Origin of the sequence: Streptomyces africanus (genome assembly GCF_030816955.1) — a bacterium.
GTDB classification, from domain to species: Bacteria; Actinomycetota; Actinomycetes; order Streptomycetales; family Streptomycetaceae; genus Streptomyces; species Streptomyces africanus.
Map to the genome: position 1 here is coordinate 6,136,313 of NZ_JAUSYP010000001.1, position 18,532 is coordinate 6,154,844.

The 18,532-nt window shown below is 72.2% G+C and carries 19 protein-coding genes and 1 pseudogene; 15 read left to right on the forward strand and 5 right to left on the reverse strand.

Annotated features, from left to right (window positions below; all coding sequences use genetic code 11):
* Positions 1–36 precede the first annotated feature (36 nt).
* Complete coding sequence (locus QF034_RS28615) at positions 37–1,014, forward strand: helix-turn-helix transcriptional regulator (RefSeq protein ID WP_307177615.1); 978 nt, start codon at positions 37–39, stop codon at positions 1,012–1,014.
* 576 nt (positions 1,015–1,590) lie between these two features.
* Here the strand turns inward: QF034_RS28615 and QF034_RS28620 are convergent.
* Positions 1,591–2,229, reverse strand: coding sequence for a TetR family transcriptional regulator (locus QF034_RS28620; RefSeq protein ID WP_307177616.1), 639 nt, complete (start codon positions 2,227–2,229; stop codon positions 1,591–1,593).
* A gap of 116 nt (positions 2,230–2,345) precedes the next feature.
* Here QF034_RS28620 and QF034_RS28625 point away from each other — a divergent pair, with 116 nt between their 5' ends.
* The 3 genes from QF034_RS28625 to QF034_RS28635 all read left to right on the forward strand — a co-directional run bounded on the left by QF034_RS28625 (position 2,346) and on the right by QF034_RS28635 (position 4,151).
* Positions 2,346–2,513, forward strand: coding sequence for a hypothetical protein (locus tag QF034_RS28625; RefSeq protein WP_307177617.1), 168 nt, complete (start codon positions 2,346–2,348; stop codon positions 2,511–2,513).
* Positions 2,514–2,565: 52 nt separating this feature from the next.
* Positions 2,566–2,832: a DUF4190 domain-containing protein gene (locus tag QF034_RS28630; protein WP_307177618.1), complete on the forward strand. Its 267-nt coding sequence runs from the start codon at positions 2,566–2,568 to the stop codon at positions 2,830–2,832.
* 149 nt (positions 2,833–2,981) lie between these two features.
* Positions 2,982–4,151: a cysteine desulfurase family protein gene (locus QF034_RS28635; RefSeq protein WP_307177619.1), complete on the forward strand. Its 1,170-nt coding sequence runs from the start codon at positions 2,982–2,984 to the stop codon at positions 4,149–4,151.
* Between the two features lie 29 nt (positions 4,152–4,180).
* Here QF034_RS28635 and QF034_RS28640 read toward each other — a convergent pair whose 3' ends face one another.
* Complete coding sequence (locus QF034_RS28640; protein WP_307177620.1) at positions 4,181–4,846, reverse strand: N-acetylmuramoyl-L-alanine amidase; 666 nt, start codon at positions 4,844–4,846, stop codon at positions 4,181–4,183.
* Positions 4,847–4,906: 60 nt separating this feature from the next.
* Between QF034_RS28640 and mnmA the strand changes: the two genes are divergently transcribed.
* Positions 4,907–6,037 carry a tRNA 2-thiouridine(34) synthase MnmA gene (gene mnmA / locus QF034_RS28645; protein ID WP_307177621.1) on the forward strand — a complete coding sequence of 377 codons (1,131 nt, stop codon included), beginning with the start codon at positions 4,907–4,909 and terminating at the stop codon, positions 6,035–6,037.
* A gap of 55 nt (positions 6,038–6,092) precedes the next feature.
* Here mnmA and QF034_RS28650 read toward each other — a convergent pair whose 3' ends face one another.
* A complete protein-coding gene (locus QF034_RS28650) occupies positions 6,093–6,875 on the reverse strand; it encodes an alpha/beta fold hydrolase (protein ID WP_307177622.1) in 783 nt (260 codons plus the stop codon).
* Between the two features lie 61 nt (positions 6,876–6,936).
* Entirely contained in the window at positions 6,937–7,260 is a 324-nt protein-coding gene (locus QF034_RS28655) for a DUF427 domain-containing protein (protein ID WP_307177623.1), read from the reverse strand.
* Between the two features lie 81 nt (positions 7,261–7,341).
* On the opposite strand from QF034_RS28655, the gene QF034_RS28660 reads away from it, so the two are divergent.
* From QF034_RS28660 to QF034_RS28685, 6 genes and pseudogenes are all read left to right on the forward strand, one after another.
* Complete coding sequence (locus QF034_RS28660) at positions 7,342–8,145, forward strand: class I SAM-dependent methyltransferase (RefSeq protein ID WP_307177624.1); 804 nt, start codon at positions 7,342–7,344, stop codon at positions 8,143–8,145.
* Positions 8,142–8,683: pseudogene (locus QF034_RS28665) on the forward strand (LOG family protein). The gene QF034_RS28660 and the pseudogene QF034_RS28665 overlap by 4 nt, the downstream one beginning before the upstream one ends.
* Before the next feature lie 50 nt (positions 8,684–8,733).
* Positions 8,734–9,423, forward strand: coding sequence for an SDR family oxidoreductase (locus tag QF034_RS28670; protein WP_307177625.1), 690 nt, complete (start codon positions 8,734–8,736; stop codon positions 9,421–9,423).
* A 29-nt stretch (positions 9,424–9,452) separates the two neighbouring features.
* On the forward strand, positions 9,453–10,460 hold the full coding sequence (locus QF034_RS28675; protein ID WP_307177626.1) for a methionine synthase: 1,008 nt from the start codon (positions 9,453–9,455) through the stop codon (positions 10,458–10,460).
* A 15-nt stretch (positions 10,461–10,475) separates the two neighbouring features.
* Complete coding sequence (gene ligA, locus QF034_RS28680) at positions 10,476–12,671, forward strand: NAD-dependent DNA ligase LigA (protein ID WP_307177627.1); 2,196 nt, start codon at positions 10,476–10,478, stop codon at positions 12,669–12,671.
* A gap of 257 nt (positions 12,672–12,928) precedes the next feature.
* Complete coding sequence (locus QF034_RS28685) at positions 12,929–15,205, forward strand: putative bifunctional diguanylate cyclase/phosphodiesterase (protein ID WP_307177628.1); 2,277 nt, start codon at positions 12,929–12,931, stop codon at positions 15,203–15,205.
* 53 nt (positions 15,206–15,258) lie between these two features.
* On the opposite strand, the gene QF034_RS28690 is transcribed toward QF034_RS28685, so the two are convergent.
* Positions 15,259–15,846, reverse strand: coding sequence for a TetR/AcrR family transcriptional regulator (locus QF034_RS28690; RefSeq protein ID WP_307177629.1), 588 nt, complete (start codon positions 15,844–15,846; stop codon positions 15,259–15,261).
* Between the two features lie 88 nt (positions 15,847–15,934).
* On the opposite strand from QF034_RS28690, the gene QF034_RS28695 reads away from it, so the two are divergent.
* From QF034_RS28695 to QF034_RS28710, 4 genes are all read left to right on the forward strand, one after another.
* A complete protein-coding gene (locus QF034_RS28695; RefSeq protein ID WP_307177630.1) occupies positions 15,935–16,306 on the forward strand; it encodes a DUF4267 domain-containing protein in 372 nt (123 codons plus the stop codon).
* A 179-nt stretch (positions 16,307–16,485) separates the two neighbouring features.
* Positions 16,486–16,782, forward strand: a complete 297-nt coding sequence (gene gatC / locus QF034_RS28700) for an Asp-tRNA(Asn)/Glu-tRNA(Gln) amidotransferase subunit GatC (protein WP_004925108.1) — start codon at positions 16,486–16,488, stop codon at positions 16,780–16,782.
* A 6-nt stretch (positions 16,783–16,788) separates the two neighbouring features.
* Entirely contained in the window at positions 16,789–18,288 is a 1,500-nt protein-coding gene (gene gatA / locus QF034_RS28705; RefSeq protein ID WP_307177631.1) for an Asp-tRNA(Asn)/Glu-tRNA(Gln) amidotransferase subunit GatA, read from the forward strand.
* The gene (locus tag QF034_RS28710) at positions 18,285–18,524 is read left to right on the forward strand and encodes a hypothetical protein (protein WP_010041822.1); all 240 of its coding nucleotides are present in this window, start codon (positions 18,285–18,287) and stop codon (positions 18,522–18,524) included. The genes gatA and QF034_RS28710 overlap by 4 nt, the downstream gene beginning before the upstream one ends.
* Positions 18,525–18,532 lie beyond the last annotated feature (8 nt).

Here is an 18,532-nt window from a genome sequence, read left to right on the forward strand (position 1 = left end):
TTTGCCCGGGCCCTCGCCTGCCACGATGCTGATGCCGTGAAATCCGACCGCCTGCTGTCGATCCTGCTGCTCCTCCAGACCCGCGGCCGGGTCCCCGCCCGCGAACTCGCCGAGCGGCTGGAGGTGTCGGTCCGCACCGTCTACCGCGATGTGGAGTCCCTGTCGGCCGCCGGCGTCCCGGTCTACGCCGAACGCGGCCGGCACGGCGGCATCGAACTGCTCGCCGGGTTCCGTACGGACGTCACGGGCCTGACGGCCGACGAGTCCCGCGCGCTGTTCGTCCTGGCCGCGCAGGGCGCGCACGCCGCGCTCGGCCTGGACGTGGCGTTCGGCTCGGCCCTGCGCAAGGTGATGGCCGCGCTGCCGGCCCCGCACCGCCCGGCCGCCGAGACGGTCTCCCGTCGCATCCTCGTCGACGCCACCCGCTGGCGCGGCAGGCCGCAGCCGGCCGTCGACCTGGAGGTGCTGCGCGACGCGGTCTTCGCCGACCGCAGGCTCCGGCTGCGCTACCGGCACAGCGGAGAGCGCCAGGCGCGGACGTACACCGTCGACCCGTACGGCCTCGTCGCCAAGGCCGGCGTCTGGTACCTGGTCGCCGACCGGCGGGCCGAACCCCGGCTCTTCCGGGCGGACCGGGTGCGCTCCGCCCGTCTCCTCGACGAGCCCGTACGGCGACGCCCGGGCGTCGAACTCGCCGACGCCTGGGAGGGTCTGCGCCGTCAGGTCGAGGAGCGGCCCAGCGGGCTGGACGTCACCGTCCGGGTGCGGCGCGAGCGGCTCGACATGTTCCTGCGGCTGACGGCCTTCCTCCCGGCGCACGTCCTCGAGGACGACGGCGAGAGCGAGTGGGCGACCGTGCGGCTGACGTACGGATTCCTCCCGGAGACCCGCCAACTGCTCGTGTTCGCCGACCAGGTGGAGGTCCTCTCGCCCCCTCAGGTGCGCGAGGAACTGGCCCGGGCGGCCGCCTCCGTCACGGAGCTGTACCAGCGCTCCGGCGAGGCCCCGGGGTGAAACGCCTGGTCGGCGGGGTGTCTTGAGACGCGCTTTGCCCTGCTGACAGGGCGGTCACAGGGCGGTCCCAAGAGAGCCCTAAGCGGCGTTGGTTGAGTGCCCGCCTCAGGACTCCCTCATCTTCCCTGGAGTTGTTTCTCATGATGCGTGCGCGTCTCGTCCCCGCCGTGGCCCTGCTGGCGCTCTCGCCCCTGGCCCTGGTGGCCTGCGGCTCCGGCGACTCCTCGACATCTTCGGGCAGCGGCGGCGGTTCCGGACAACGGCAGGCGTGCCAGGCGCCGTCGGGGGCGCCGAGCGGGGCGCCCTCAGGGGCTCCGTCCGGGGCACCGACGGGTGCTGCTTCCGGTGGCGCCAAGCCGACGGGGGCGCCGTCCGGGGCGCCTTCGGGGATGCCCAGCGGGGCGCCGGGTGGCGGGCAGGGCAGCCAGGGCGGTCCCGGGGGCGGCCGGGGCGGCGGCTGCGGTGCCCCGGGCGATGGGGGCCAGGGCACGGGCGGGCAGGGGCAGCAGGACGGATAGGCGCCCCTGCCGTCGTCCCGCGGCGTCCTGTCGTGCGGTCGGTCCAGCTGCCGTGCGGTCAGTCCAGCCAGTGGTGGCGGCCCAGGCCGATCAGCCGCATCTGCCGGGTCGCCACCTGCGTGACGTGCCGGGTCCGCTCCTCGCGCTCCCGCTCCGGGCCCTCCAGCGCCTCCAGGAAGAGCGACGCGGTGATCAGCATCTGGTCGACGTAGAGGTGCGCGAGCATCAGCAGGTCGTCCTCGGTCCAGCCCGCGGACACCGGGTCCTTGGCCAGCTCGTCCTTGACCTCCTGGGCGAACCGGGCCAGCTGGTCCCGTATGGCCTCCCGGACCGGCTGGACTCCGCCATGTCGTTCACGGGCGATGAACCGGACATGTGCGGGGTACCCGTCGACGTGACGGGCGATCAGCTCGATGGTGCGCGCGATGCGTTCCTCACTGTCGCCCGTCGTGGACACCGTCGTCCGGATCATCGGGTGCAGGCTGCCCAGCGCCTCCTCGACCAGGGCCACGCCCAGATCCGCCGTGGAGCGGAAGTGGCGGTAGAAGGCGGTCGGGGCGACACCGACGGCGCGGGTGACCTCGCGCAGCCCCAGGCTGCTCAGACTCTGCTCCTCCAGCAGCCCGAGGGCCGCGTCCAGGAGCGCCTGCCGGGTCTTCTGCTTCTGGGCCTGCCGGATGCCGAGGGTGTGACTCATACCATGCAGTTAACAACTGTTCTCTGTAATTGGAAAGTCATGAGATAGGCTAGACTGGGAAGTCAGTGAACAACTGTACCCACAACCGTTCACCGAAACCCTGGGGGTTGTTTCCCGTGTTGTTCATCGTCGCCGCACTCCTGCTGCTGGGCTTCGTCCTGGGCACCGTGGCCCATGCGCCGCTCACCTTCTCCGTGGCCACGGGCGTCGTCATCGCCGTCTGGCTCGGCGTCTTCGCGCTCCGCGAGCGCCACGGCCGCCGGCGCCACACGCAGGCCCACTGACGCCGCACCCGCTCACCGCCCACCACCGACCCGACACCGGGAGTCGATCACCATGCAGCTCACCGCTCCGGCCACGCGCCGCACCGGTATCCGCGACACCGACGGCATGGCCGTCGCGTCCTTCATCCTGGGCCTCCTCGGCCTGCTCGTCCTGAACGTCTTCCTCGGCCCGATCGCCATCGTGCTGGCGAGCGTCGCCCTGTGGCGCGGCACCCAGCGCCGTGGCCGCGCGTTGCTGGGTCTGGGGCTCGGCGTCGCCGACCTGCTGGTCCTGGCCGTGTTCGTGCAGGCCGACAGCACGATCTCGTGGAGCTTCTGAGCCGCCGTCGGACCGTCCTGCACCGACGAGCCGCGGCCGGCCCGGGGACGACGGGCCGCAGCCGCGCGGGAAAGCGGTTCACCTCCCTTCAGGTTCGGCCAACCTTGATCTGAGGACCGCCGGAGGGGAGCCGTAGAATCGGGCTCACCATGGCTTACCTCGACCACGCCGCGACCACCCCGATGCTCCCGGAGGCGGCAGAGGCGCTCACCGCCCACCTGGGTGCCACCGGCAACGCGTCCTCCCTCCACGCATCCGGCCGGCAGGCCCGCCGTACCGTCGAGGAGGCCCGCGAGACCCTCGCCGAAGCCCTCGGCGCCCGCCCCAGCGAGGTCGTCTTCACCTCGGGCGGCACGGAGGCCGACAACCTCGCCGTCAAGGGCCTTTACTGGTCACGCCGAGACGCCGACCCGGCCCGCACCCGCGTCCTCGCCAGCCCCGTCGAGCACCACGCGGTCCTCGACGCCGTGCACTGGCTCGGCGAACACGAGGGCGCCACCATCGAGTACCTGCCGGTCGACACCCACGGCCGCGTCCACCCGGACGCCCTGCGCGAGGCGATCGCCCGCAACCCCGGCGACGTGGCACTCGCCACCATCATGTGGGCGAACAACGAGATCGGGACGATCCTGCCGATCCGCGATCTTGCGAACGTAGCCGCCGAGTTCGGTGTCCCGATGCACTCGGACGCCGTCCAGGCCTTCGGCCAGACCCCCGTCGACTTCGCCTCCTCCGGCCTCGCCGCGATGACGGTGTCCGGCCACAAGATCGGCGGGCCGTACGGCATCGGCGCCCTGATCCTCGGCCGTGAACACACCCCCGTCCCCGTCCTGCACGGCGGCGGCCAGGAACGCCACGTCCGCTCCGGCACCCTCGACGTGCCCGCCATCGCCTCCTTCGCCGTCGCCGGGCGGCTGGCCGCCGAGCAGCGCGAGTGGTTCGCCCGCGAGATCGGCGCCCTGCGCGACACCCTCGTCGCCGCCGTCCGCGAGGCCGTGCCGGACGCGATCCTCGGCGGCGACCCGGACCCGGAGGGACGCCTGCCGGCCAACGCGCACTTCACGTTCCCCGGTTGCGAGGGCGACTCCCTGCTGCTCCTGCTCGACGCCCAGGGCATCGAGTGCTCCACCGGCTCCGCCTGCACCGCCGGCGTCGCCCAGCCCAGCCACGTCCTCCTCGCCACCGGCACGGACCCGGACCTGGCCCGCGGCACCCTCCGCTTCTCCCTCGGCCACACCTCCACGGAGGACGACATCGAGGCCCTGGCGAAGGCCATCGGCCCGGCGGTGGAACGGGCGCGGGCGGCGGGGCTGACGTAGTCTCCGCCGTCGCCGCCCTGCTCGACCGGTCAGGCCGGCGACGTCCGCGCCTGGCGCACCAGCCGCATGTACCTGTCCCAGTCCCAGTGCGGCCCGGGGTCCGTGTGGTCCGTGCCCGGGACCTCCACGTGGCCGATGATGTGCTCGCGGTCGACGGGTATGTCGTAGCGCGCGCAGATCCGGGCCGTGAGCCGGGCCGAGGCCTCGTACATCTCGTCCGTGAGGTCCTGCGGGCGGTCCACGAAGCCCTCGTGCTCGATGCCGACACTGCGCTCGTTGTAGTCGCGGTTGCCCGCGTGGTACGCCACGTCCAGCTCGCGGATCATCTGGGCGATGTGCCCGTCCTTACGGACGATGTAGTGCGCGGCCGCCTTGTGCCCCGGGTCCTGGAAGGCCTTCACCGCGCTGTCGAAGCTGCCCTGGGTGACATGGACGACCACCATGTCTATCCCGTAGTCGTCGGGCCGGTCCGCACGGCGCCAGTTCGCGTCCGACGCGGCCAGCCAGCGCGCGCCCGCGTAGTCGACCTCGCCCGCCTTGCGCGGCTTCTCCACGCCCGGCACGCGCCACCACAGCCGGCCCAGCTCGTCACGGGCCAGCACCGCGGAGCCCACGGCGGCCGCCGCCCCGCCGACGATCAGGGCCCGCCGCCCGATGCGCCGGTCCGTGTCCTTGTCTGCTCGTCTCGCCCCCATGTGATCGCCAACGGATACCCGGCGGCCTTGGTTCCCGCGCCCCCTTACCCTGGAAGGGTTATGACTGACACCCCGCAGCGCTCCCGTCCCCTCCGCGTCCTGGCCGCCATGTCCGGCGGAGTCGACTCCGCCGTAGCCGCCGCCCGCGCGGCCGAGGCGGGCCACGACGTGACCGGCGTCCACCTCGCGCTCTCCGCCAACCCCCAGTCCTTCCGGACGGGCGCGCGGGGCTGCTGCACCATCGAGGACTCGCGCGACGCCCGCCGCGCCGCGGACGTCATCGGCATCCCCTTCTACGTGTGGGACCTCGCCGACCGCTTCCGCGAGGACGTCGTCGAGGACTTCGTCGCCGAGTACGAGGCCGGCCGCACCCCCAACCCCTGCCTGCGCTGCAACGAGAAGATCAAGTTCGCGGCGCTGCTGGACAAGGCGCTGGCGCTGGGCTTCGACGCGGTCTGCACAGGCCACTACGCCAAGGTGATCGTCCACGAGGACGGCACCCGCGAGCTGCACCGCGCCTCCGACATGGCCAAGGACCAGAGTTACGTCCTCGGCGTCCTGGACGACAAGCAGCTCGCCCACGCGATGTTCCCGCTCGGGGACACGGTCACCACCAAGGACGAGATCCGCGCGGAGGCCGAGCGCCGGGGCCTGGCGGTGGCCAAGAAGCCCGACTCGCACGACATCTGCTTCATCGCCGACGGCGACACCCAGGGCTTCCTCGCGAACCGGCTCGGCCGCTCCGAGGGCGACATCGTCGACGAGTCCGGCAACCGCCTCGGCACGCACGAGGGCGCGTACGGCTTCACCATCGGCCAGCGCAAGGGCCTGCGCATCGGCACCCCGGCGCCCGACGGCAAGCCGCGCTACGTCCTCGACATCTCCCCGGTCACCAACACGGTCACGGTCGGCCCGGCCGACGCGCTGGACGTCAGCGCCCTGACCGCGATCAAGCCGCGCTGGTGCGGCGTCGCCCCCACCGGCCCGGGCACCTACACGGCCCAGCTCCGCGCCCACGGCGGCGAGACCGAGGTCACCGCCCGGCTGGTCGACGGCCGGCTGGAGGTGTCCTTCGCGGAGCCGGTCCGCGGCGTCGCCCCCGGCCAGGCGATCGTCCTGTACGAGGGCACGCGCGTGGTGGGGTCGGCGACGATCGCGTCGACGACGCGTGCGACGGCGGGCGTCGCCTGACGCTGCGGACCTCAGGGGGCGGTCAGGCCTCCACGCGCGCGTGCCCCCGTCCCTCTCACCCCCGCGAGAAGAACTCCACCAGCACCGGCGCCATCACATTCGGCTCCACCATGTGCGTCTGGCCCTGGAGCGTGCGGTACGACCCGTCGGGGACGGAGTCCGCGATCGCCCGGGCCGCCTCGCGCAGCCAGCCGGGGCTCGCGTCGCCCGCCACCGCCAGGACGGGAACGCCGACCGACGCGAGCCGGTCCCGGGGAACCCGCCCGTCGCGCATGACGGCGTCGTCGTAGGCGAGGCTCGGGGCGATCGCCTCCATGGCGGCCCACATGGGGGACTGGCGGGCGCCCTGGATCACCCCCTCGGCGAGGCCGGTCAGCCGCAGGAACAGCTCGACCGCGTCCCCGCGCCGCCCCTCACCGAGCGCCTGTGTCAGCCGCCGGGTGTACTCCGCGCGCTCCTCGGCACCCTCCTGCGACATCGCGAACGGCGTCTCGTACACCGCGACCCGCCGCACCGGCAGACCGCTCGCCGCCGCCTCCAGGGCCAGCGCCCCGCCCGACGAGATGCCGTACAGAAAAGCCTCGCCGCCCACCGCCTCGATCACCGCCGCCAGGTCCTCGACCTCGCGCTCGACGGCGTACGGCGCCGTGTCCCCGCTGGCACCGCGGCCCCGGCGGTCGTAGACGACGGCCTGAAAACGCTCCGAGAGCGACACGGCGAGCGGCGCCAGGGTGCCGCCCGTCGACATCGCCCCGCTCACCAGGACGACCGAGGGGCCCCGGCCGGTGCTCTCGTACGCGATGCGGGTGCCGTCACGCGAAAGGATCCTGTTGTCCATGTCAGTGCAGACTGCCGCACGGCACGGTGTTCATGGGTGAGGCGGGCCGCGCGTCAGCCGATCACAACACTTCGACTTCGTAGAAGCACAGGTGGTCCTTGATCTCGGCGACGTCCGGCTTCGGCTCCGGATACGCCCAGACGAGGTCCGCGGCGTCCGGCAGCGACCAGTAGGACGCGGTGCCCTTGAACGGGCAGTACGTGCGCGTGGCGGACGGGGTCAGCAGATCGAGGCGGACGTCCTCGGCCGGGATGTAGTAGCGGTCGGGACAGCCCGTCTCGCGCAGGACCAGCGGCCGGTCGCTCTCGGCCAGGACCTGCCCGGCGTGCGCCACGCGCACGGGCCGGTCACTCTTCTCGACGGTGATGCGATGCCCGGTGGTCACGATCGCCCTCCTTGGGTAGCCGACTCCCCGGATACAGCGCACGCTGAAGCGGAGTTCTTCCCTCGCCGCAGGAGGCCACCCATGCGAGCCACGGAACGGGCCCGAAACCGCAGCGCCCTGGTCCACCAGGTCCGGTACGCCCTGCGCCACCCGGAGCGCGTGCCCGCGCACGCCCGGCGCGCGGCGCGGGACGCCTGGCTGCGGCTGCGGTACCGCGACCACATCGCGTACTACCGCGCCGTGATGGCCTCCGACGCGGCGCGCAGCGCGGAGGCGGCGGTGGGACACAACCCCTCGCGCCAGGCGTGGGAGCGGATCGGGCGCATGCAGTTCGACTACCTGGTGGGACACGGCCTCCAGCCGCACCACCGCATGCTGGAGATCGGCTGCGGCAACCTGCGCGCCGGGCGCCTGTTCATCGACCACCTCGACGCCGGGCACTACTACGGCATCGACATCTCGCCGCACATCCTGCTCGCCGCCCAGGACACCCTCGTGGCCGAGGGCCTCCAGTCCAAACTGCCCTACCTGGCGCTCGCCGACGACCTCACCTTCGCCTTCCTGCCCGACGCCTACTTCGACGTCGTCCACGCGCACAGCGTCTTCTCGCACTCGCCGCTGCACGTCATCGAGGAATGCTTCGCCCACGTCGGCCGGATCCTCGCGCCCGGCGGGTTCTTCGACTTCACGTTCGACCGCACCGAGGGCGAGGAGCACCAGGTGCTGCACGAGGACTTCTACTACCGGACGGCGACGCTGACGGCACTCGCCGCCCGGTACGGCCTGGACGCCCGGTTCATGGACGACTGGGAACAACTCCCGCACCGGCAGTCCAAAATGCGGATCACCGCGACGGCGGACCGGGCCCGTACGGTGGCCTCATGAACATCTGTGTCTTCCTCTCCGCCGCCGACCTCGACGAGCGCTACACCACTCCCGCGCGCGGGAGTTCGCCAAGCTGCTGGGCAAGGGCGGCCACACCCTCGTGTGGGGCGGCTCCGACGTCGGTCTCATGAAGGTGGTCGCCGACGGCGTGCAGGAGGCGGGCGGGCGGCTCGTCGGCGTCTCCGTGCAGTTCCTCTCCGCCAAGGCCCGCCCCGGCGTCGACGAGATGGTCGTCGCCCGTGACCTCGCCGAGCGCAAGAAGCTGCTCCTGGAGAAGGCCGACGCCGTGGTGATCATGGTCGGCGGCACCGGCACGCTCGACGAGGCGACGGAGATCCTGGAGCTGAAGAAGCACGGCCACACGGACAAGCCCGTGGTCCTGCTCAACACCGCGGGCTTCTACGACGGCCTGAAGGAGCAGTTCCGCCGCATGGAGGACGAGGGCTTCCTGCCCCGCCCGCTCACCGACCTGGTGTTCTTCGCGGAGGAGCCAGTGGGGGCGCTGGCATACCTGGAGGAGAGCCGGGGCGTGGCGTGAACCCGGGCTGCTGCCCTGGGTGAGGTTCGCGTGATGCGAGCATGGCGGGCATGGCTACTCATGTGATCACCGGAGCCGGTTCCGGCATCGGCGCGGCCGTGGCCCGCCGTCTGCACGCGCGCGGGGACGACCTCGTGCTGCACGCGCGCGACGCGGGCCGCGCGAAGGAGCTGGCGGCCGAGTTCCCCGGGGCGAGGACCCTGGTCGGCGACCTCGCCGACCCCGACAAGCTGTCTTGGGCCTTCTCCCACCAGTCGCTGCCCGACCGCGTGGACTCGCTGCTGCACATCGCCGGGGTCGTCGACCTCGGCCCGGTCGGGGAGCTCACCCCGAAGACCTGGCGCCACCAGCTCAACGTCAACCTCGTCGCCCCGGCCGAGCTGACCCGCCACTTCCTGCCCCAGCTGCGCGCCACCCGGGGCCACGTGGTCTTCGTCAACTCCGGCGCCGGCCTGAACGCCCACGCCGGCTGGTCCGCGTACGCCGCCTCCAAGCACGGTCTGAAGGCCCTCGCCGACTCCCTGCGCCACGAGGAGCACGGCAATGGCGTCCGTGTCACCTCCGTCTATCCCGGCCGCACGGCCGGCCCCATGCAGGCCAAGGTCCACCAGCAGGAGGGCAAGGAGTACGACGCGTCGAAGTGGATCGACCCCGAGTCGGTCGCCACGACGATCCTGATGGCCCTGGACCTGCCGAGGGACGCCGAGGTCAACGACCTGACGGTACGACCGGGGCACTGACCGGCCGGGCCGCTGCGTAGGCTGCTGCGGTGAGCGAAAACAGCCAGTTCAGGTTCGGTGCCGCCACGGGGGTCGGCTCCCTGCCCGGGGGCGACGCCCGAGAGGCCGTCAGAACCGCCACCGGAACCTTCGAGGACTTCCCCTTCCTGCCCGAACTGCCCGCCCGCGGACCCGGCGCGGACATGATCGGGCGGACCGCCGGCCTGCTCGTCGAGCTGTACGCGCGCGTGGAGCCCAGCGGCTGGCGGCTCGGCGACCGCCCGGGGCGGGACACCAAACGGGCCCGTTCCTGGCTCGTCGAGGACCTCGACGCGCTGGAGGAATTCACGCAGGGCTACGAGGGGCCGCTGAAGGTGCAGGCCGTGGGCCCCTGGACCCTCGCCGCCCACCTGGAGATGCGCAACGGCGAGGCCGCCCTCTCCGACCCCGGCGCCTGCCGCGACCTCGCCGCCTCCCTCGCCGAAGGTCTCCGCCAGCACCTCGCCGAGGTGCAGCGGCGGGTCCCCGGCGCGCAGCTCGTCCTCCAGCTCGACGAGCCGTCCCTCACCGCCGTCCTGCGCGGCCAGGTGAAGACCGCGAGCGGGTACCGCACGCACCGGGCCGCCGACCGGCAGGTCGTCGAGCAGACGCTGCGCGACCTCGTCGGGGTGCACACCGGCGGGCCCGTCGTCGTCCACTCCTGTGCCCCCGACGTCCCGTTCGCGCTGCTCCGCCGGGCCGGCGTCGCGGCCGTCTCCTTCGACTTCTCCCTGCTCACCGAGCGTGACGACGACGTGATCGGGGAGGCGGTGGAGGGCGGTACCCGGCTCTTCGCCGGTGTCGTCCCGTCCGCGGAGGGCCCGTTGTCAGACCCTGCCGGTAGCGTCATGGGTGTCAGGACGCTGTGGCGCAGGCTGGGGCTGTCACCGGGGCTTCTCGCGGAGGCGGTCACGGTCACGCCGGCGTGCGGACTCGCGGGGGCCTCCCCGGGGTACGCGCGCACGGCCCTCGCCCACTGCGTCCGGGCGGCGAGATCCCTCGCGGACAACCCAGAGTAACGGGAGGACGACACGGTGGCCGGCGACAAGCAAGCGGAGACGACGACGGTGCCCGCCGAGGCACGGGAGAAGCACGCGCGCCTCGCGGAGCAGATCGAGGAGCACCGCTTCCGCTACTACGTGAAGGACGCTCCCGTCGTCAGTGACGCGGAGTTCGACCAGCTGCTGCGTTCCCTGGAGGCGCTGGAGGAGGAGTTCCCGGAGCTGCGCACCCCGGACTCGCCGACCCAGAAGGTCGCCGGATCGTACGAGACGGAGTTCACGGCGGTCGAGCACCGCCAGCGCATGCTCTCCCTCGACAACACCTTCAACGACGAGGAGATGGCCGCCTGGACGGAGCGCATCGCCAGGGAACTGGGCGAGCAGGACTACCACTTCCTGTGCGAGCTGAAGGTCGACGGCCTCGCCGTGAACCTCACCTACGAGCACGGCCGTCTCACCCGCGCGGCGACCCGCGGCGACGGCCGCACCGGCGAGGACATCACGCCGAACGTCCGGACGATCGCGGAGATCCCGGAGCGTCTCAAGGGCGACTCGGTGCCCGACCTCGTCGAGATCCGCGGCGAGGTCTACTTCCCGATGGAGAAGTTCCAGGAGCTCAACGCCCGTCTGGTCGAGGCCGGTGACAAACCCTTCGCCAACCCGCGCAACGCGGCGGCCGGTTCACTGCGCCAGAAGGACCCCCGCGTCACGGCCACCCGCCCCCTGCACATGGTGGTCCACGGCATCGGCGCCCTGGAGGGCTTCACGGGCCTGACCCGCCTCTCCCAGGCCTACGACCTGCTCAAGACCTGGGGCCTGCCCACCTCCCGGCACAACAAGGTGGTCGACGGCCTCGACGGCGTACGGGAGTTCATCGCCTACTTCGGCGAGAACCGCCACTCCGTGGAGCACGAGATCGACGGCGTGGTCGTCAAGCTCGACGAGATCCCCCTCCAGGGCCGCCTCGGCTCCACCTCGCGCGCCCCGCGCTGGGCGATCGCGTACAAGTACGCGCCGGAGGAGGTCAACACCAAGCTCGTCAACATCCGCGTGGGAGTGGGCCGCACGGGCCGGGTCACGCCGTACGCCCAGGTCGAGCCGGTCACGGTGGCGGGCTCCGAGGTCGAGTTCGCCACGCTGCACAACCAGGACGTGGTCAAGGCCAAGGGCGTCCTCATCGGTGACACGGTGGTGCTGCGCAAGGCCGGTGACGTCATCCCGGAGATCCTCGGGCCGGTCGCCGACCTGCGCGACGGCAGCGAGCGCGAGTTCGTGATGCCGAGCGAATGCCCCGAGTGCGGTACGGCGCTCAGGCCGATGAAGGAGGGCGACGTCGACCTGCGCTGCCCGAACGCCCGCACCTGCCCGGCCCAGTTGCGCGAGCGCCTGTTCTACCTCGCGGGCCGCAAGGCCCTGGACATCGAGCACTTCGGCTACGTCGCCGCCGCCGCCCTCACCAAGCCGCTGGAGCCCGAGGACCCGCCGCTGGTGGACGAGGGCGACCTGTTCGACCTCACCGTCGACCGGCTGCTGCCCATCAAGGCGTACGTCCTCGACCCGGACAGCGGCCTGCCCAAGCGCGACCCGAAGAGCGGCGAGGAGAAGGTCGCCACGATCTTCGCCAACCAGGAGGGCCAGCCCCGCAAGAACGCGCTCGCCATGCTGGAGAACATCGCGGCGGCCAAGCAGCGCCCCCTCGCCCGGATCATCACCGGCCTGTCGATCCGTCACGTCGGGCCGGTCGCGGCCGAGGCGCTGGCCCGCGAGTTCCGCTCGATCGAGCGCATCGACCAGGCCACGGAGGAGGAGCTGGCGGTCACCGAGGGCGTCGGCCCGACCATCGCCGCCTCCCTCAAGCAGTGGTTCGCCGAGGACTGGCACCGCGAGATCATCCGAAAGTGGAAGGCCGCCGGCGTCCGCATGGAGGAGGAGAGCACCGGCGAGGACGAAGGGCCGCGCCCGCTCGAAGGGCTCACAGTCGTCGTCACGGGCACCCTCGAACACTTCACGCGGGACGGCGCCAAGGAGGCGCTGCAGAGCCGCGGAGCGAAGGTGACCGGCTCGGTTTCGAAGAAGACGTCATTCGTCGTCGTGGGTGACAGCCCTGGATCGAAATACGACAAGGCGATGCAGCTGAAGGTCCCGGTCCTGAACGAGGACGGTTTCGGGGTCCTGCTGGAACAAGGACCGGACGCGGCGGCCGAAGTCGCTCTTTCGGCCGAGGAGTAGCGGTTGAAGGCCACCCGTTCGGCGCATACCAGATGCATACGGGTGGCCGGGGCGCATTCGGGCAACCGTCGGCGACCGCTGCCCGTGGAAGCCTTCTGCGGCCTACTGTTGAGATGTGCGCCTGCCGTGCCCAGCTGCGGTCGGGGCATCTTCGTGCTCGCGGAGCACGGGGAAGGGTTTTCCAACGCGGGCCGCCCAAGGGTTGTCGGGCACCGGGCCGCGGGGCGTGGGCACCGCCGGCTGTGAGAGGGACGGGAATGGAACCGACCGAGAGCGCCGTGCCGGGCTCACGGCTGCGCCTGCGCCGCATGGCGGTCGTATGGCGTGCAGTCCGTGGGACGGGCCGGCCGGCGGGGCGTCCGGGCGCGGAAGTGCGCGCCGTCGGACAGTACACCCCGGACGGGCGTGCCGGCGCGGGGCGCGCCGCCGACGGCCCCGGCGCACAGCCGATCACCGAACACACCTCCGGACTGGCCGCCGAGGGCGCGGACGGCGAACGGCACCACTCCTGGCCCGCGCTGCCCGCGGCCGTCGTCGCGGCGGCCGGGTTCGTCCTGGGCGCGGGCTTCTACCGAGCCTTCACCGATGGCCACGCCCTCTTCCCGTCCGGCACGGCCGGCTGGGCGCTGGCCGTGCTGACCGGCGTCATCGTCGGCCACCTCGTCATGCTGGGCCGCTCTCGCTGGTGGGGCGGCACCGGCTCGGGGGCCGCCCTCACGCTCGCCGTGCTGCTGCTCTACGGCTGGGTTCCGGCCGGCATGGTCAGCCTCACGGTCGTCGTGCTCGTCGGGATAGCCCGCCGCAACCGCTGGCGCCAGGGCGTGCTGCACGGCGCCGTCGACCTCCTCGGCATCGGCGCCGGCGCGCTCGTGCTGGGCGTCTTCGGAAGCGTGCCGTCCGTCGAGTCCCCGGCGGAGCCCGCCGCCTGGACACTGACCACCGCACCCCAGGTGGCCCTGGTCGCCATCGCCTACCTGACGGTCAGCCGCGTCCTGCTCTGGTACCTGCACGCCCCGCGCCCGGGCCTGCCCACCGTCGCCCGCACCGCGCTGGTCAGACAGGGCCTCGTCGCGGTCGCGCTGCTGGGGATCGCGCCGCTGGTCTGCGTGGTCGCCGTGGCCAAGCCGATCCTGCTGCCGCTGTTCGCCATCCCCCTCATCGCCCTGGACTCCACCCTGTGGATAGCCCGGGCCCGCGCGGAGGAGCAACTGCGCGACCCGCTGACCGGGCTGCCCAACCGTCAGTGGCTGCTGGAGCGCATCTGGACCGCACTGGACGACGCGGAGCGGATCGACGCCCGCGCCGCGCTGATGCTGATCGACCTCGACAGGTTCCGGTCGGTCAACGACACGCTCGGTCATCTCGCCGGTGACCGGCTGCTGTTGCAGATCGCCGACCGGCTGCGGGTGGCGCTGCCGCGCGGGGCGGAGGCCGCCCGGCTCGGCGGGGACGAGTTCGCCGTCTTACTGCCCGTCGCCGACTCCACGACCTCCGCGACCCGCGTCGCCCGCAACCTCGTCGCCGCGCTCAGCTCCCCGCTCGACCTCGACGGCCTCACCCTCGTGCTGGAGGCCAGCGCCGGAGTCGCCGTCTTCCCCGACCACGCCCTGGACGCCGAAGGGCTGCTGCGGCGGGCGGACGTGGCGATGTACCAGGCGAAGCGGGACCGCACCGGCGTGGAGGTCTACGAGTCCAAGCGCGACTCCAACACCCCCGACCGGCTCGGCCTGCTGGGCGATCTGCGCCGCGCCCTCGACGCCCACGAGGTGCATCTGCACTACCAGCCCAAGGTCCGCTTCGACGGTCAGGTCGCGGGCCTGGAGGCCCTGGTCCGCTGGGTGCACCCCGAGCGGGGCAAGGTGCCGCCGGACGAGTTCATAGCGATCGCCGAGTCCTCGGGCCTGATGCCCCACCTCACCGAGTACGTGCTGGAGACCGCCCTCGGCCAGGTCGCGCGCTGGCGAAGCCAGGGCCTGTTCGTCCCGGTCGCGGTGAACGTCTCCCCGCGCGATGTGCACACCCCCGGCTTCGCCGGCTCCGTCGCCGCCCGGCTGGCCCGGCACGGCGTCCCGGCGGGAGCGCTCCAACTGGAGATCACCGAGCACGTCCTCCTGGAGGACCCGCAGCGTGCCGCCGACACCCTCAACCAGCTGACCGCGCACGGCGTGAAGATGTCCCTCGACGACTTCGGCACGGGCTATTCCTCGCTCGTGCACCTGCGCAAGCTCCCGGTCAGCGAGCTGAAGATCGACCGCTCCTTCGTCGCCCGGCTCGCGGTCGACACCGAGGACGCGGAGATCGTGCGCTGCACGGTCGACCTCGCCCACTCCCTCGGCCTGCTCGTGGTCGCCGAGGGCGTCGAGGACGACGAGACCTGGGAGCGTCTGCGCGACCTCGGCTGCGACGCCGTCCAGGGCTGGCTGGTCGCGGCGGCGATGCCCCCGGAGGAAACCACGGCGTGGCTGCGGGCACGGGGGCCCCGGGGCTGGCAGCGCCCGCGCGCCGCGCTGCCCGCGGCGACGGCCGACGAGTAGGCCTTCGCTGTTGCGCTCGCGCTCGCCCGTGGCGTACTCCCCGGGACGAGCGCTCAGTTCGTGCCCTGGGGCACGAAGTGGCCGATCAGCAGCGCCAGCCGGCGCTCGTGCGCCTCCTCGGGCAGCCGCCCGCTGCGCATCAGGGTCACCAGCCCGTGCAGCCCGGCCCAGTAGGTCTCCGTCAGCAATCCCGTGTCCTCGCCCTCGGCCGCGATCGGCCGGACGGCCTGCAGCAGTTCGCCGAAGGCGTCCTGGAGGGCCGCCGGTGCCTCGGGCGTGGCGAACGGCAGGTCCACGGTGAGCGTGAACATCGCGTCGTAGAGCGCGGGCCGCCGCCGGGCGAAGTCGGTGTACGCCCCGCCCACCGCCGCCAGCGCCTCGCGGGCGCTCCCGGCCGCCGTGCGCGCCGCTCGAAGCTCGTCGGCCAGGTCCGCACAGCCCTGCACCGCCACCGCCGCCATGATCGCGCCCTTGCCCTTGAAGTGGCTGTAGAGGACCGGCTGGCTGTACTCGATCTCGTCGGCGAGCCGGCGCGTGGTCACCGCGTCCCAGCCCTCCGCCTCCGCCAGTTCCCGTGCGGCCGTCACGATCAGCCGCTCGCGTTCCGCTCGTTCGCGCTCCCGGCGCGTCTGGATCGTCATGCCCGAGATCCTAGCACCGCTAGCGTTCCTGTCGGTGCTCTGCTAGCTTCGCTCTTGTCCCTAGCGTCGCTAGAAAACGAGGAGAGACGTGACCGTCACCGCGTACACCCTGGCCGTCGTGCTCAACCTGTTCTGCCTGTTCCTCGGCTACCGGTTCCTGTTCCAGCCGGCCCCGGCGGCCGCGGGCTACGGCGTTCCGGCCGACCCCGGCGGCGATGCCGGCGCCTACCTGGCGATCAAAGGCCTGCGGGACGGCACCTTCGGGCTGGCCGGCCTGGCGGTGCTCGTCTTCGCGGGGGCCCGGCCCGAGGCCTGGTTCATGCTCGCGGTGGCACTCGTGCCGCTCGGCGACACCCTGATCGTGCTGCGCCACGGCGGTGCGAAGGCGGTGGCCTTCGGAATCCACTTCGCCACCGCGGTCGTCGTCCTGATCAGTGCCGGACTGCTCTTCGCCGTCTGAGTGCGCTCACACCGTCATCCGGCGGCTGGATGCGGGAGCTGTACGACGGTCACGTCCTGAGGGGCGAGGCCCGGGAGAACCGGCCGTCACCGACGGCCGGGCCAAACCGTTTCACGGGCACGGCCCCGCGCCCCATAGGATTGGGCCACATCCATTCACTCACCCCAGAGGATCGCTGCATGCCTGGCATCACGCGCGAGGAGGTCGCCCACCTCGCCCGGCTGGCGCGTCTGGAGCTGAAGCCCGAAGAGCTCGACCACTTCGCGGGACAGCTGGACGACATCATCGGCGCGGTGGCCCGCGTCAGCGAGGTCGCCGACCAAGACGTACCGCCGACCTCGCACCCGCTCCCGCTGACCAACGTCATGCGCCCGGACGAGGTCCGTCCCTCGCTCACCCCCGAGCAGGCGCTCTCCGGAGCCCCGGCCCAGGAGCAGCAGCGTTTCAAGGTGCCGCAGATCCTGGGGGAGGAGTAACCCGCCATGACGGACAGCCCCATCATCAAGCTCACGGCCGCCGAGACCGCCGCGAAGATCGCCTCCGGCGAGCTCACGGCCGTCGAGGTCACCGAGGCCCACCTCGCCCGGATCGAGGCCGTCGACGAGAAGGTGCACGCCTTCCTGCACGTCGACCGCGAGGGCGCGCTCGCCCAGGCCCGTGCCGTCGACGAGAAGCGCGCCAAGGGGGAGAAGCTCGGTCCGCTGGCCGGCGTTCCCCTGGCGCTCAAGGACATCTTCACCACCGAGGGGATCCCGACCACCGTCGGTTCGAGGATCCTCGAAGGCTGGATCCCGCCGTACGACGCGACCGTCACGAAGCGGCTCAAGGCCGCCGACGTGGTCATCCTCGGCAAGACCAACATGGACGAGTTCGCCATGGGCTCCTCCACCGAGAACAGCGCCTACGGCCCGACCGGCAACCCCTGGGACCTCACCAAGATCCCCGGCGGCTCCGGCGGCGGTTCCTCCGCCGCGCTCGCCTCCTTCCAGGCCCCGCTCGCCATCGGCACCGACACCGGCGGCTCCATCCGCCAGCCCGCCGCCGTCACGGGCACGGTCGGCGTGAAGCCGACGTACGGCGGGGTGTCGCGGTACGGCATGGTCGCCTTCTCCTCCTCCCTCGACCAGGGCGGCCCCTGCGCCCGCACGGTGCTGGACGCGGCCCTGCTGCACGAGGTGATCGCCGGCCACGACCCGATGGACTCCACCTCGATCGACGCCCCGGTCCCGCCCGTCGTCGAGGCCGCCCGTAACGGCAGCGTCGCCGGGATGCGCGTCGGCGTCGTCCAGCAGTTCCGCGGCGAGGGCTACCAGGCCGGTGTCATCCAGCGGTTCGACGAGTCCGTCGCGCTGCTGAAGGAACTGGGCGCCGAGATCGTCGAGCTGGACTGCCCGTCCTTCGACCTGGCGCTGTCGGCGTACTACCTGATCGCGCCGTCCGAGTGCTCCTCCAACCTCGCCCGCTTCGACGGCCTGCGCTACGGCCTGCGCACCGGCGACGACGGCACGCACTCCGCCGAGGAGGTCACCTCCCTGACCCGCGAGGCCGGCTTCGGCCCCGAGGTCAAGCGCCGCATCATGCTCGGCACGTACGCGCTGTCGAGCGGCTACTACGACGCGTACTACGGCAGCGCCCAGAAGGTCCGCACGCTCATCAAGCAGGACTTCGACAAGGCGTTCGAGCAGGTCGACGTGATCGTCTCCCCGACGACCCCGACCACCGCCTTCCCGATCGGCGAGCGCGCCGACGACCCGATGGCGATGTACCTCGCCGACCTGTGCACCATCCCGACCAACCTGGCGGGCAACGCGGCCATGTCGCTGCCGTGCGGTCTCGCCCCGGAGGACAACCTCCCGGTCGGTCTGCAGATCATCGCCCCGGTCATGAAGGACGACCGTCTTTACAAGGTCGGCGCCGCCGTCGAGGCCGCCTTCGTGGAAAAGTGGGGCCACCCGCTGATCGAGGAGGCTCCGTCGCTGTGAGTGCACTGACCAAGGCCAAGGGCTTCAAGAAGTCCAGGTCCGGCACGTACCTGTCCATGGCCGGGACCGCGTTCGGCGCGATCGGCGTCGCCAAGCGGCTGAAGAAGGCCCGCGCCGAGAAGGACACCCTGGTCCTGATCGACGCCACCGTGTCCGCCGTCGCCATCGTCACCGGCCTCGCGATCCTGTACCGCGAGCTGAAGCGGCTGGGCGACGACGACGTCCTGCTGGGCTGAGAGGGAAG